Annotated in this window: 5 protein-coding genes; all 5 read left to right on the plus strand. The window is 36.9% G+C overall.

Features of this window, described 5'->3' with window-relative positions:
- Positions 1-39 precede the first annotated feature (39 nt).
- The 5 genes from AC2D3N_RS15560 (at position 40) to AC2D3N_RS15580 (ending at position 17026) form a co-directional block, all read left to right on the plus strand.
- The gene (locus tag AC2D3N_RS15560; RefSeq protein ID WP_484691412.1) at positions 40-1182 is read left to right on the plus strand and encodes a type III secretion system chaperone family protein; all 1143 of its coding nucleotides are present in this window, start codon (positions 40-42) and stop codon (positions 1180-1182) included.
- A gap of 97 nt (positions 1183-1279) precedes the next feature.
- Positions 1280-3688: a substrate-binding domain-containing protein gene (locus AC2D3N_RS15565; protein ID WP_484691413.1), complete on the plus strand. Its 2409-nt coding sequence runs from the start codon at positions 1280-1282 to the stop codon at positions 3686-3688.
- 97 nt (positions 3689-3785) lie between these two features.
- Entirely contained in the window at positions 3786-4046 is a 261-nt protein-coding gene (locus tag AC2D3N_RS15570; RefSeq protein ID WP_079681536.1) for a hypothetical protein, read from the plus strand.
- 11 nt (positions 4047-4057) lie between these two features.
- Positions 4058-4552 carry a phage tail protein gene (locus AC2D3N_RS15575; protein ID WP_079681537.1) on the plus strand — a complete coding sequence of 165 codons (495 nt, stop codon included), beginning with the start codon at positions 4058-4060 and terminating at the stop codon, positions 4550-4552.
- Positions 4553-4567: 15 nt separating this feature from the next.
- Positions 4568-17026, plus strand: coding sequence for a hypothetical protein (locus tag AC2D3N_RS15580; protein ID WP_484691414.1), 12459 nt, complete (start codon positions 4568-4570; stop codon positions 17024-17026).
- The last annotated feature ends 21 nt before the right edge of the window (positions 17027-17047 follow it).

A 17047-nucleotide genomic window follows, 5' to 3' on the forward strand; every position in this document is an offset into this window, starting at 1 on the left:
ATTGCTTAACGAAAAATTAGTGTAAGGAAATTAGTTTAAATGATGAATATTGAAACAGTATTACAATTCTTGCCAATTGATCGAGAGTTAATATTTAGGGAGGATTCTGATAATTTATTGGCTTTTAAAGGCATAGCGATCGCCTTTAACAAAAAACCCAACAATCACTATGATCGCTGCTGTTTAAAACTTAATATTAGTGATCAACAATATCAAAATATTCTCAAAAATCAATTATTTAACCTAAAAAAAAATGCCTTAATCCCCATCAAAGAGGGAGAATTTAAACAGGGTTTTAATCTGGATTTTGTCATAGAATTACGTCCCGATTTATTACTCCAATTCTCAGAATGTCAGACCAACGATGCTATTATTGATCACCTCAACGCTGCTCCTGCTAATACCGATTCTGATCAAGAGTTAAATTATACAGAAAATTGGTATTGTTTAATCGTAGAACAACAGCAAGAAACCGATATAATTCAATATCGAACGGTTTGGGATTATCTCAAATTAAGTGCAGCCTTTAACACCCTAAATGGGGCTTCAGAAATTTTACAATCCCTTTCTAATTTTATCAAAGAAACCTTTAATCAAATCGAAACTAATGAAGTTGAGAATGATCAATCAAAGGGTCAGATTTCCCTAGATACAAATAATTTTATTAAATTTCTCAAAACCATTGATCCCGATGAAAATAGCATTAATCAATCTCGCTCAATTTCTGAAGTTATGCGAGAATTCTTTAGCGAAGATGATTGGGAATTTGTAGAAATGTCGGAAGAATCGATTTTACAAATGGTGTTTGAAGGAGATCATGGACGTTGGACTTGTTTCGCTTTATCCATAGAAGAAAATCGACAATTTGTATTTTACTCCCTGTGTCCAGTCAATACGCCTCCCGAAAAAATATCAGCTATGGCAGAATTCTTAACTAAAGTTAACTATGGCACAACAATAGGTAATTTTGAACTAAATTATAGCGATGGTGAAATTCGCTACAAAACCAGTATTGATGTGGAACATGAGCGTTTTACCACCGGACTTGTGAATAATTTAGTTTATATTAATGTCTTGACAATGGATAAATATTTGCCAGGAATTATGGCTATTATTAATAATAAATTATCCCCAGATGATGCGATCGCCTTCGCCGAATCATATTCCTCAGAACCGGAGTAAAATAGGATCACGGATTTTAACAGGATTACGCAGATTAAAATCCGTGAAATCCGTGAAATCCTCTTAAATCCGTGATCCCCATTACCCATAATAAATCGTGACAGTACCTAAATTTAAACCCAAAGTTCCCCGCCGTAGCGTTGAAGAATTCAAAAGACAAGGGATGTGGACAATCACTGGCAGATTGAGCTATTTAACCTACGGATTGCGCTATGGAATCTACAATTTATTACCTCCTTACCTACGTTGGTTTCTGCCCTTAATTCAAGAAGATATTAGGGACTTATTTAGACCGGAAACCGAAGAAGAAACCGCCGCCGAAGAAATTTCTTCATCCTTTGAAATACAGGAAGAATTTTTATCTGGTGGTTTCCCCCTTTATGAAAAATATCGCTGTCCATTTAAAAACCCTTTAAACTGTCAAGAACCTCGACAAGCGATCGCAGATAATCCTGAACTAAAATCCTGCCCCAAATGTGGATTTCCCACCCCCTTACCCCAGCAGGGAGAAATTCAAGGGAAACGGGGACGTTATCGCATTGAACGCTTTATAAATAGTCGAGGTCAAAAGCGAATTTATACCGGGATTCAGTTATTAGAAGAACAACCCGTTATGATTCAAGAATATTTACTTCCCAAACGTTATTTTAACGAAAAAGAAGCAATTCAAACCCAAATTGCCTTTGAAAATATTAGTGGCTTATCCTTAGCTGATGGCAGAATCCAAACCGGGCGAATTACAGAAGTTATAGAAGCGATTAGCGATCGCAATGATCGTGAACGATGCTATCTAATTACTACTATTAATGATGGCATCACCGCCCGCACCTATTTAAGCCGCAAAGGGGCAATGTCTCCCCGCCAAATGCGTTACTTTCTCAACCAAGCACTGCAAAGTTTAGAATACCTTCACGGTCAAAAATTTCGCTTACCAAACGGCCAAATTCAAGCTAGTTTTGTTCATGGCAATCTGAGTCTCGATAGTGTGTTCATTTCACCTCAAGAACAACTTTATTTCCACGATCCTCAATTTCGCGTTTATTTAGGAGATTTAGCCCTTTGGGAGAGGTTATTTGATCCCCCGACCGATGTCCGTCTGACTCCTACCGTCCCCCAGGATTTAAAAGCATTAGGTTATGTTTGTTTTTATCTGTTAGCAGGAGTGAACACCGATGACAATGATCGCTTTTTTGAACCCAGATCAAATCAAGATTGGGGTAAAACCGATATCGCCCTGAAATTGTTTTTATGGCGTTTATTAGAACTTGATACCCCCTTTAGTAGTGCCACAGAAGCCCGTCGTGCCCTATTAAACCTACCCGAAGAAAACCCCCTAAACACCAGCTATAGCGATTCTCTACCGACCGAGGAAACCCGTAAACGCCAGAAGAAATGGTGGTGGTGGCTGTTGCTATTTTTCCTTTTGGGTTTGTTGGTAAGTGGGTTAGTCTGGTGGCTAGGTTGGCGACCCGATCCGGTGGCTAAGAATAATATTCCCTGCTGTATTAGTGATGTGGCCGGAGTTCCGACCGGGAAATTTACTTATAGTGGGGAGGAGAATGGGATTTGGAATTATATTTGGCGACAGCCTAACCTAATCAAAAAAGATCAAACCTTAGAAGCAGAATTCGCCCAACGACGACCTCAACTTCAGTTAAAATATCTGCCCCAACCCACAGGGGAAAAAGCGATCGCCGAAGTTCAATTAGGAAATGTTGATTTTGCCATTAGTAGTCTAACAACAAATCTTAGCAACGATCTCAAGGCGCGAACCTTTGCCTATGACGGTTTAACCGTTTACGTTCCCTTTAGTTATGAACAACGGGATTTGTCTCTCCCGAAATATCTTAACGGCCAAATTAGCATTCAACAACTGCAACAACTCTACACCGGACGCATTACCAACTGGCAACAGTTAGGGGGGCCAGACTTACCTGTGCGGCTGTATATTCCCGACAGTCAAGAAGCTATCCGTCTTTTTGAGGATCGCGTCCTTCAAGAAGCCGAATTAATTGCACAATTTAGGAAAATGGTAGAAAGAGGCGATCGCACCTCTCGATCAGGGAATTCTGAAGGGAATCTCCCGAAAATCGTACAATTGCCAACTATTTCAGCGTTGCGGACTGTTTTGCAAGAGTTTGAAAACGAACAAATTGGGGCGATCGGATTTGGGGCGATCTCTCAAGTATTTGGCCAGTGTTCAGTATATCCTTTAGCAGTAGGCGATCGCAATAACAAGTTCATCCAACCCCTGATCCAAGAAAATCAGCAACCCATTGATCCGACTACCGATTTGTGCAGTCAAAAAGGCAGTTATTACCCAAATTACCAGGCTTTTCAGACAGGTGATTATCCCCTAGCCTACCCCCTGGCCGTTATTTTCAGGCGCGATAACCGTCGAGAAGCCATCGGTGATCGGTTTGCCGAAATCTTGAACACCCAAGAAAGCCAGGAATTGCTGAGTAAAACGGGTATTATACCTATTCTTAATCCGCGAAACCCGTGAAATCCGTTTAATCCGTGATCAAGATTCGACCTTTGGTTAATACCTACCAACCTCCCGATTTTTTATACTAGGCATAATTGGCAGAGGTTCGCTCATTATGGCATTCAATCAAGACATTCCGCCAAATTGGAAACCCATCCACGAATTAAATGCCCCTGCGGGTTACGGCGCCTCAGCCAAAATTCAGAGCAATCAGTCTGATAGCGACTCTGAAACTAATTTTGATCACCTCTGCAATATTGCCGAAGAAATCAGAAACGACCCCTTAAAAATGCGGTTGTTAGCTGACCGAATTTATCAACTGATGTTAGAAGATTTACGTTGGCAAAAAGAACGTAGTATGAATTATAGAGGTTGAATATAAAAATCATGCAAAAAAATTATATTACCGTTAATCGCTTCTATGTTGAAATGGAAAGCGAAGTTAAAGCTTCCTTTACCGAGTGTTCGGGTTTGGGAGTTAATGTTAAAAAAGAAACCTATTTAGAAGGAGGTGTTAACGATCAACAAAGAATTATTTTAGGTCATGCTGAATTTACCGATGTCACTCTCAAACGGGGAATGACCGATGATTTAACATTTTGGCAATGGATTAATTCTGTTCTCAGTGAGATACCCAAAAGCCGTCGAAATGTTAATATATTGCTCTTTAATCAAGCTGGAGAAACCATGATGTGTTGGACATTAATTGGTGCAGTTCCGATTAGTTGGAAAGCTCCTGGATTTCAAGCCGATGGCAACTCAGTGGCGATTGAAGAATTAACTTTAGCCTATGAAGGTTTACAAGTTAAAACCAACCAAGGAGGAGGTCGGGCAAGTGTTGGCTTAAGTCGAGGTAGTGTTGGATTTTTTCCTAGTAATTAGACAGGTATTTTATTGATGGCTGAGTCGATGGAAAATCAACAGAATATTAATCAAGAAAGTGCCGAAATAACCCCAGAAGAAGAAGCTCTAGGAATTAAAAATCCTCTTTTGACCCCAACGACCTTGGGACAGAAATTTTTGTCCATGCAATCAATATCACCTCTGGGTTCACGGTCAATTAACCTAATTAATTGGTCATTAATTTCTCCCAATCAAACCCTATTACAAAGTTTTCAGGATCATGAAAATTGGCAGGATTATGACCTCAATGAATTTCGACCCTTTACTAAAAATTCATTAACTGAAAATTCACCAATTATTGAACCACCATCTGACAAAACTGTATCCCCTTCAATCCCAATTCAACTCTCATCAGAATTACCCATACAACAACAAAAAGAAACCCCATCCACAGATTCAGAATTACCCATACAACAACAAACAGAAACCCCATCCACAGATTCAGAATTACCCATACAACAACAAACAGAAACCATTTTTCCTTTTAGGATAGATCAAAAAATACGAAAAAACTCTGTTATTCAAAACAGTAAAAGTTCCACATCTCATTTTTTTCAAAAAAAATCGGAATTTCCTAGAGAAAAAATAAGCCAAGAACCCATTAATAAATTATCAAAAAAATCATCAGAAAACCAGGAAACATTAACAACAGAAGAATCAGTTATTGATTCTATAGAAACTGATTCTTTAAAAACAATTAGTTCCACAGATAGTAGTGATTCCCAGGATATTATCAACCCAGAAATATCTAATTATCCCCCTCTGCAAAAACAACCAGATTCCACAACTAATCCCAGAGATATTATCAACCCAGAAATATCTAATTATCCCCCTCTGCAAAAACAACCAGATTCCACAACTAATCCCACGGATATTATTAATCCAGAAATCTCTAATTATCCCCCTCTGCAAAAACAACCAGATTCCGCAATTAATCCCAGAGATATTGTTACACCAGAAATATCTAATTATCCCCTTCTCCAAAAACAACCAGATTCCACAATTAATCCCAGAGATATTATTAACCCAGAAATCTCTAATTATTCTCCTCTACAGAAACAACCAGATTCCACAATTAGTCCCAGAGATATTGTTACACCAGAAATATCTAATTATTCTCCTCTGCAAAAACAACCAGATTCCACAACTAATCCCACGGATATTGTTACACCAGAAATATCTAATTATTCTCCTCTGCAAAAACAACCAGATTCCGCAATTAATCCCAGAGATATTGTTACACCAGAAATATCTAATTATCCCCTTCTCCAAAAACAACCAGATTCCACAATTAATCCCAGAGATATTGTTACACCAGAAATCTCTAATTATTCTCCTCTGCAAAAACAACCAGATTCCGCAATTAATCCCAGAGATATTATTAACCCAGAAATCTCTAATTATTCTCCTCTGCAAAAACAACCAGATTCCGCAATTAATCCCAGAGATATTATTAACCCAGAAATCTCTAATTATTCTCCTCTGCAAAAACAACCAGATTCCGCAATTAATCCCAGAGATATTATTAACCCAGAAATCTCTAATTATTCTCCTCTGCAAAAACAACCAGATTCCGCAATTAATCCCAGAGATATTATTAACCCAGAAATCTCTAATTATTCTCCTCTGCAAAAACAACCAGATTCCACAACTAATCCCACGGATATTATTACACCAGAAATATCTAATTATTCTCCTCTGCAAAAACAACCAGATTCCACAATTAGTCCCACAGATATTATTAATCCAAAAATATCTAATTACTCCCCTATTCAAAAACAACCGAATTCCACAATTAGTCCCACAGATAGTAGTGATTCCCAGGATATTATTAATCCAGAAATATCTAATTATCCCCTTCTCCAAAAACAACCAGATTCCGCAATTAATCCCAGAGATATTATTAACCCAGAAATCTCTAATTATTCTCCTCTACAGAAACAACCAGATTCCACAATTAGTCCCAGAGATATTGTTACACCAGAAATATCTAATTATTCTCCTCTACAGAAACAACCAGATTCCACAATTAATCCCAGAGATATTATTAACCCAGAAATATCTAATTATTCTCCTCTACAGAAACAACCAGATTCCACAATTAATCCCAGAGATATTATTAACCCAGAAATATCTAATTATTCTCCTCTACAGAAACAACCAGATTCCACAATTAATCCCAGAGATATTATTAACCCAGAAATATCTAATTATTCTCCTCTACAGAAACAACCAGATTCCACAATTAGTCCCAGAGATATTGTTACACCAGAAATCTCTAATTATTCTCCTCTGCAAAAACAACCAGATTCCACAATTAATCCCAGAGATATTGTTAACCCAGAAATATCTAATTATTCTCCTCTACAGAAACAACCAGATTCCACAATTAATCCCAGAGATATTGTTAACCCAGAAATATCTAATTATTCTCCTCTACAGAAACAACCAGATTCCACAATTAGTCCCAGAGATATTGTTACACCAGAAATATCTAATTATTCTCCTCTGCAAAAACAACCAGATTCCACAACTAATCCCACGGATATTGTTACACCAGAAATATCTAATTATTCTCCTCTGCAAAAACAACCAGATTCCGCAATTAATCCCAGAGATATTATTAACCCAGAAATCTCTAATTATTCTCCTCTGCAAAAACAACCAGATTCCACAACTAATCCCACGGATATTGTTACACCAGAAATATCTAATTATTCTCCTCTGCAAAAACAACCAGATTCCGCAATTAATCCCAGAGATATTGTTACACCAGAAATATCTAATTATTCTCCTCTGCAAAAACAACCAGATTCCGCAATTAATCCCAGAGATATTATCAATCCAGAAATCTCTAATTATCCCCCTCTCCAAAAACAACCAGATTCCACAATTAATCCCAGAGATATTATCAATCCAGAAATCTCTAATTATCCCCCTCTCCAAAAACAACCAGATTCCACAATTAGTCCCACAGATAGTAGTGATTCCCAGGATATTGCTACACCAGAAATATCTAATTACTCCCCTATTCAGAAACAACCAGATTCCACAACTAATCCCAGAGATATTGTTACACCAGAAATCTCTAATTATCCTCCTCTGCAAAAACAACCAGATTCCACAATTAGTCCCACAGATAGTAGTGATTCCCAGGATATTGCTACACCAGAAATATCTAATTATCCCCCTCTGCAAAAACAACCAGATTCCACAATTAATCCCACGGATATTATTAATCCAGAAATCTCTAATTACTCCCCTATTCAAAAACAACCAGATTCCACAATTAGTCCCACAGATATTATTACACCAGAAATCTCTAATTACTCCCCTATTCAAAAACAACCAGATTCCACAATTAGTCCCAGAGATATTATCAACCCAGAAATCTCTAATTACTCCCCTATTCAGAAACAACCAGATTCCACAATTAGTCCCAGAGATATTATCAACCCAGAAATCTCTAATTACTCCCCTATTCAGAAACAACCAGATTCCACAATTAGTCCCAGAGATATTATCAACCCAGAAATCTCTAATTACTCCCCTATTCAGAAACAACCAGATTCCACAATTAGTCCCAGAGATATTATCAACCCAGAAATCTCTAATTACTCCCCTATTCAAAAACAACCGAATTCCACAATTAATCCCACAGACAGTAGTGATTCCCAGGATATTATTAATCCAGAAATATCTAATTATCCCCTTCTCCAAAAACAACCAGATTCCACAATTAATCCCAGAGATATTATCAACCCAGAAATATCTAATTATCCCCCTCTGCAAAAACAACCAGATTCCGCAATTAATCCCAGAGATATTATTAACCCAGAAATCTCTAATTATTCTCCTCTACAGAAACAACCAGATTCCACAATTAGTCCCAGAGATATTGTTACACCAGAAATATCTAATTATTCTCCTCTGCAAAAACAACCAGATTCCACAATTAATCCCAGAAATATTATTACACCAGAAATATCTAATTATTCTCCTCTGCAAAAACAACCAGATTCCGCAATTAATCCCAGAGATATTATCAATCCAGAAATATCTAATTATCCCCCTCTCCAAAAACAACCAGATTCCACAATTAGTCCCACAGATAGTAGTGATTCCCAGGATATTGCTACACCAGAAATATCTAATTACTCCCCTATTCAGAAACAACCAGATTCCACAACTAATCCCAGAGATATTGTTACACCAGAAATCTCTAATTATCCCCCTCTGCAAAAACAACCAGATTCCACAATTAATCCCAGAGATATTATTAACCCAGAAATATCTAATTATTCTCCTCTACAGAAACAACCAGATTCCACAATTAATCCCAGAGATATTATTAACCCAGAAATATCTAATTATTCTCCTCTACAGAAACAACCAGATTCCACAATTAATCCCAGAGATATTATTAACCCAGAAATATCTAATTATTCTCCTCTACAGAAACAACCAGATTCCACAATTAGTCCCAGAGATATTGTTACACCAGAAATCTCTAATTATTCTCCTCTGCAAAAACAACCAGATTCCGCAATTAATCCCAGAGATATTGTTAACCCAGAAATATCTAATTATTCTCCTCTACAGAAACAACCAGATTCCACAATTAGTCCCAGAGATATTGTTACACCAGAAATATCTAATTATTCTCCTCTGCAAAAACAACCAGATTCCACAACTAATCCCACGGATATTGTTACACCAGAAATATCTAATTATTCTCCTCTGCAAAAACAACCAGATTCCGCAATTAATCCCAGAGATATTATTAACCCAGAAATATCTAATTATTCTCCTCTGCAAAAACAACCAGATTCCACAACTAATCCCACGGATATTGTTACACCAGAAATATCTAATTATTCTCCTCTGCAAAAACAACCAGATTCCGCAATTAATCCCAGAGATATTGTTACACCAGAAATATCTAATTATTCTCCTCTGCAAAAACAACCAGATTCCGCAATTAATCCCAGAGATATTATTAACCCAGAAATCTCTAATTATCCCCCTCTGCAAAAACAACCAGATTCCGCAATTAATCCCAGAGATATTATCAATCCAGAAATCTCTAATTATCCCCCTCTCCAAAAACAACCAGATTCCACAATTAATCCCAGAGATATTATCAATCCAGAAATCTCTAATTATCCCCCTCTCCAAAAACAACCAGATTCCACAATTAGTCCCACAGATAGTAGTGATTCCCAGGATATTGCTACACCAGAAATATCTAATTACTCCCCTATTCAGAAACAACCAGATTCCACAACTAATCCCAGAGATATTGTTACACCAGAAATCTCTAATTATCCTCCTCTGCAAAAACAACCAGATTCCACAATTAGTCCCACAGATAGTAGTGATTCCCAGGATATTGCTACACCAGAAATATCTAATTATCCCCCTCTGCAAAAACAACCAGATTCCACAATTAATCCCACGGATATTATTAATCCAGAAATCTCTAATTATCCCCCTCCGCAAAAACAACCAGATTCCACAATTAGTCCCACAGATATTATTACACCAGAAATCTCTAATTACTCCCCTATTCAAAAACAACCAGATTCCACAATTAGTCCCAGAGATATTATCAACCCAGAAATCTCTAATTACTCCCCTATTCAGAAACAACCAGATTCCACAATTAGTCCCAGAGATATTATCAACCCAGAAATCTCTAATTACTCCCCTATTCAGAAACAACCAGATTCCACAATTAGTCCCAGAGATATTATCAACCCAGAAATCTCTAATTACTCCCCTATTCAGAAACAACCAGATTCCACAATTAGTCCCAGAGATATTATCAACCCAGAAATCTCTAATTACTCCCCTATTCAAAAACAACCGAATTCCACAATTAATCCCACAGACAGTAGTGATTCCCAGGATATTATTAATCCAGAAATATCTAATTATCCCCTTCTCCAAAAACAACCAGATTCCACAATTAATCCCAGAGATATTATCAACCCAGAAATATCTAATTATCCCCCTCTGCAAAAACAACCAGATTCCGCAATTAATCCCAGAGATATTATTAACCCAGAAATCTCTAATTATTCTCCTCTACAGAAACAACCAGATTCCACAATTAGTCCCAGAGATATTGTTACACCAGAAATATCTAATTATTCTCCTCTGCAAAAACAACCAGATTCCACAATTAATCCCAGAAATATTATTACACCAGAAATATCTAATTATTCTCCTCTGCAAAAACAACCAGATTCCGCAATTAATCCCAGAGATATTATCAATCCAGAAATATCTAATTATCCCCCTCTCCAAAAACAACCAGATTCCACAATTAGTCCCACAGATAGTAGTGATTCCCAGGATATTGCTACACCAGAAATATCTAATTACTCCCCTATTCAGAAACAACCAGATTCCACAACTAATCCCAGAGATATTGTTACACCAGAAATATCTAATTATTCTCCTCTGCAAAAACAACCAGATTCCGCAATTAATCCCAGAGATATTATTAACCCAGAAATATCTAATTATTCTCCTCTACAGAAACAACCAGATTCCACAATTAATCCCAGAGATATTATTAACCCAGAAATATCTAATTATTCTCCTCTACAGAAACAACCAGATTCCACAATTAATCCCAGAGATATTATTAACCCAGAAATATCTAATTATTCTCCTCTACAGAAACAACCAGATTCCACAATTAGTCCCAGAGATATTGTTACACCAGAAATCTCTAATTATTCTCCTCTGCAAAAACAACCAGATTCCGCAATTAATCCCAGAGATATTGTTAACCCAGAAATATCTAATTATTCTCCTCTACAGAAACAACCAGATTCCACAATTAGTCCCAGAGATATTGTTACACCAGAAATATCTAATTATTCTCCTCTGCAAAAACAACCAGATTCCACAACTAATCCCACGGATATTGTTACACCAGAAATATCTAATTATTCTCCTCTGCAAAAACAACCAGATTCCGCAATTAATCCCAGAGATATTATTAACCCAGAAATATCTAATTATTCTCCTCTGCAAAAACAACCAGATTCCACAACTAATCCCACGGATATTGTTACACCAGAAATATCTAATTATTCTCCTCTGCAAAAACAACCAGATTCCGCAATTAATCCCAGAGATATTGTTACACCAGAAATATCTAATTATTCTCCTCTGCAAAAACAACCAGATTCCACAACTAATCCCACGGATATTGTTACACCAGAAATATCTAATTATTCTCCTCTGCAAAAACAACCAGATTCCGCAATTAATCCCAGAGATATTGTTACACCAGAAATATCTAATTATTCTCCTCTGCAAAAACAACCAGATTCCGCAATTAATCCCAGAGATATTATTAACCCAGAAATCTCTAATTATCCCCCTCTGCAAAAACAACCAGATTCCGCAATTAATCCCAGAGATATTATTAACCCAGAAATCTCTAATTATCCCCCTCTGCAAAAACAACCAGATTCCGCAATTAGTCCCACAGATAGTAGTGATTCCCAGGATATTGCTACACCAGAAATATCTAATTACTCCCCTATTCAGAAACAACCAGATTCCACAACTAATCCCAGAGATATTGTTACACCAGAAATCTCTAATTATCCTCCTCTGCAAAAACAACCAGATTCCACAATTAGTCCCACAGATAGTAGTGATTCCCAGGATATTGCTACACCAGAAATATCTAATTATCCCCCTCTGCAAAAACAACCAGATTCCACAATTAATCCCACGGATATTATTAATCCAGAAATCTCTAATTATCCCCCTCCGCAAAAACAACCAGATTCCACAATTAGTCCCACAGATATTATTACACCAGAAATCTCTAATTACTCCCCTATTCAAAAACAACCAGATTCCACAATTAGTCCCAGAGATATTATCAACCCAGAAATCTCTAATTACTCCCCTATTCAGAAACAACCAGATTCCACAATTAGTCCCAGAGATATTATCAACCCAGAAATCTCTAATTACTCCCCTATTCAGAAACAACCAGATTCCACAATTAGTCCCAGAGATATTATCAACCCAGAAATCTCTAATTACTCCCCTATTCAGAAACAACCAGATTCCACAATTAGTCCCAGAGATATTATCAACCCAGAAATCTCTAATTACTCCCCTATTCAGAAACAACCAGATTCCACAATTAGTCCCAGAGATATTATCAACCCAGAAATCTCTAATTACTCCCCTATTCAAAAACAACCGAATTCCACAATTAATCCCACAGACAGTAGTGATTCCCAGGATATTATTAATCCAGAAATATCTAATTATCCCCTTCTCCAAAAACAACCAGATTCCACAATTAATCCCAGAGATATTATCAACCCAGAAATATCTAATTATCCCCCTCTGCAAAAACAACCAGATTCCGCAATTAATCCCAGAGATATTATTAACCCAGAAATCTCTAATTATTCTCCTCTACAGAAACAACCAGATTCCACAATTAGTCCCAGAGATATTGTTACACCAGAAATATCTAATTATTCTCCTCTGCAAAAACAACCAGATTCCACAATTAATCCCAGAAATATTATTACACCAGAAATATCTAATTATTCTCCTCTGCAAAAACAACCAGATTCCGCAATTAATCCCAGAGATATTATCAATCCAGAAATATCTAATTATCCCCCTCTCCAAAAACAACCAGATTCCACAATTAGTCCCACAGATAGTAGTGATTCCCAGGATATTGCTACACCAGAAATATCTAATTACTCCCCTATTCAGAAACAACCAGATTCCACAACTAATCCCAGAGATATTGTTACACCAGAAATCTCTAATTATCCCCCTCTGCAAAAACAACCAGATTCCACAATTAGTCCCACAGATAGTAGTGATTCCCAGGATATTGCTACACCAGAAGTATCTAATTATCCCCCTCTGCAAAAACAACCAGATTCCACAATTAGTCCCACAGATATTATTAATCCAAAAATATCTAATTACTCCCCTATTCAAAAACAACCGAATTCCACAATTAGTCCCACAGATAGTAGTGATTCCCAGGATATTATTAATCCAGAAATATCTAATTATCCCCTTCTCCAAAAACAACCAGATTCCACAATTAATCCCAGAGATATTATCAACCCAGAAATATCTAATTATCCCCTTCTCCAAAAACAACCAGATTCCGCAATTAATCCCAGAGATATTATTAACCCAGAAATCTCTAATTATTCTCCTCTACAGAAACAACCAGATTCCACAATTAGTCCCAGAGATATTGTTACACCAGAAATATCTAATTATTCTCCTCTGCAAAAACAACCAGATTCCGCAATTAATCCCAGAGATATTGTTACACCAGAAATATCTAATTATTCTCCTCTGCAAAAACAACCAGATTCCACAATTAGTCCCACAGATAGTAGTGATTCCCAGGATATTATTAATCCAGAAATATCTAATTATCCCCTTCTCCAAAAACAACCAGATTCCACAATTAATCCCAGAAATATTATTACACCAGAAATATCTAATTATTCTCCTCTGCAAAAACAACCAGATTCCGCAATTAATCCCACGGATATTATTAATCCAGAAATATCTAATTATTCTCCTCTGCAAAAACAACCAGATTCCGCAATTAATCCCACGGATATTATTAATCCAGAAATATCTAATTATCCCCCTCTGCAAAAACAACCAGATTCCATAACTAATCCCACGGATATTATTACACCAGAAATCTCTAATTATCCCCCTATTCAAAAACAACCAGATTCCGCAATTAATCCCAGAGATATTATTAACCCAGAAATCTCTAATTATTCTCCTCTGCAAAAACAACCAGATTCCGCAATTAATCCCAGAGATATTATCAACCCAGAAATCTCTAATTATCCCCCTCTGCAAAAACAACCAGATTCCGCAATTAATCCCAGAGATATTATCAACCCAGAAATCTCTAATTATCCCCCTATTCAAAAACAACCAGATTCCATAACTAATCCCACGGATATTATTACACCAGAAATCTCTAATTATCCCCCTCTGCAAAAACAACCAGATTCCACAATTAGTCCCACAGATAGTAGTGATTCCCAGGATATTGCTACACCAGAAATATCTAATTATCCCCCTCTGCAAAAACAACCAGATTCCATAACTAATCCCACGGATATTATTACACCAGAAATCTCTAATTATCCCCCTATTCAAAAACAACCAGATTCCGCAATTAATCCCAGAGATATTATCAACCCAGAAATCTCTAATTATCCCCCTATTCAAAAACAACCAGATTCCGCAATTAATCCCAGAGATATTATTAACCCAGAAATCTCTAATTATTCTCCTCTCCAAAAACAACCAGATTCCACAACTAATCCCACGGATATTATTAATCCAGAAATCTCTAATTACTCCCCTCTACAGAAACAACCAGATTCCACAATTAGTCCCACAGATATTATTACACCAGAAATCTCTAATTACTCCCCTATTCAGAAACAACCAGATTCCACAATTAGTCCCAGAGATATTATCAACCCAGAAATCTCTAATTATCCCCCTCTGCAAAAACAACCAGATTCCGCAATTAATCCCAGAGATATTATTAACCCAGAAATCTCTAATTATTCTCCTCTGCAAAAACAACCAGATTCCGCAATTAATCCCAGAGATATTATTAACCCAGAAATCTCTAATTATTCTCCTCTGCAAAAACAACCAGATTCCGCAATTAATCCCAGAGATATTGTTACACCAGAAATATCTAATTATTCTCCTCTGCAAAAACAACCAGATTCCACAACTAATCCCACGGATATTGTTACACCAGAAATATCTAATTATTCTCCTCTCCAAAAACAACCAGATTCTACAACTAATCCCACAGACAGTAGTGATTCCCAGGATATTATTAATCCAGAAATATCTAATTATCCCCCTATTCAAAAACAACCGGATTCCACAACTAGTCCCACGGATATTACCAACCCAGAAATCTCTAATTACCCCCCTCTGCAAAAACAACCAGATTCCGCAATTAATCCCAGAGATATTATTAACCCAGAAATCTCTAATTATCCCCCTATTCAAAAACAACCAGATTCCACAACTAATCCCACGGATATTCTTGCACCAGAAATATCTAATTATTCTCCTCTGCAAAAACAACCAGATTCCGCAATTAATCCCACGGATATTCTTGCACCAGAAATATCTAATTATCCCCCTATTCAAAAACAACCAGATTCCACAACTAATCCCACGGATATTCTTGCACCAGAAATATCTAATTATTCTCCTCTGCAAAAACAACCAGATTCCGCAATTAATCCCAGAGATATTATTAACCCAGAAATCTCTAATTATTCTCCTCTGCAAAAACAACCAGATTCCACAACTAATCCCACGGATATTATTAACCCAGAAATCTCTAATTATCCCCCTCTGCAAAAACAACCAGATTCCGCAATTAATCCCAGAGATATTATTAACCCAGAAATCTCTAATTATTCTCCTATTCAAAAACAACCAGATTCCACAACTAATCCCACAGATATTATTACACCAGAAATCTCTAATTATCCCCCTATCCAAAAACAACCAAAAAGTCAAACTGTTGCACAATTGTTAAGACAACCTGGTGCTATTTCCAAACTTCCTCAAGTATTAGAAAATCTTACCTCTAGCAAACCTTTAGGTATTTTTCAACCTCTGGTTCAAACATCTAAATTGATCTCAGAAACTTCCTTCCTTGAAACTAATCCCATACTGTCAAAAGATGAACATGAAAATATTTCAGATAATTTTGATCAGTTTGCTTCTCTATCAGGGACTAATATAGATCCAAAATCCGAACCTATTTTCAATAATGAATCATCAAAACAAGGTACAATGATTCGACGGCAAGAAAGCGATTTCTCAACCTCAGATGTTCCTGATTCTTGGTCAAGTATTGAAGAATTGCTCGGTGAAAGCAATTCAACGCCAAGTGAACCAACTGTTGTGCAAGCTTTCTCCACAAAAGAAGGGCGACCAGCAAAGGAGCGGAAAAACCGAAAGCAGATGTCGGATATTCGGACTGGGATGCTCCTACCCCCTGGGATTTCTAGGGGTGTTACAGGAGTTCACAGTTTAGATTTACAACAGCAGCCAACTCCTGTAAAAGCACTCATGGAAAAAACAATCCAAACTAGGTTACAACAGGAACAAAAAACTGCTAGTCGTAAAGCTGAACCTGTTCAGACTCTTACTCGCTCAAATATAGGACTGGAAGATTCTCGGGTTTCGTTGATAAGTGAAGCACAAAAGGAGGAAACAAAACAGGCTGAAACTAAAACAGATCAAGTAGAAGTTTTGGCTAGAGAAATTTATTGCCTTGTCCGACAACGTTTTGAAATAGAAAGAGAGCGACAAGGTTCATCTTATGATCGTAGATTATTTTAAATCACATAGAATAGGAGAAAA

This window comes from Planktothrix sp. PLAVEN19ND, assembly GCF_057220675.1.

Coding starts and splice junctions, on each gene's coding strand:
- AC2D3N_RS15570 (WP_079681536.1), top strand. CDS start 3,786: ATGGCATTCAATCAAGACATTCCGCCAAATTGGAAACCCATCCACGAA.
- AC2D3N_RS15575 (WP_079681537.1), top strand. CDS start 4,058: ATGCAAAAAAATTATATTACCGTTAATCGCTTCTATGTTGAAATGGAA.
- AC2D3N_RS15560 (WP_484691412.1), top strand. CDS start 40: ATGATGAATATTGAAACAGTATTACAATTCTTGCCAATTGATCGAGAG.
- AC2D3N_RS15580 (WP_484691414.1), top strand. CDS start 4,568: ATGGCTGAGTCGATGGAAAATCAACAGAATATTAATCAAGAAAGTGCC.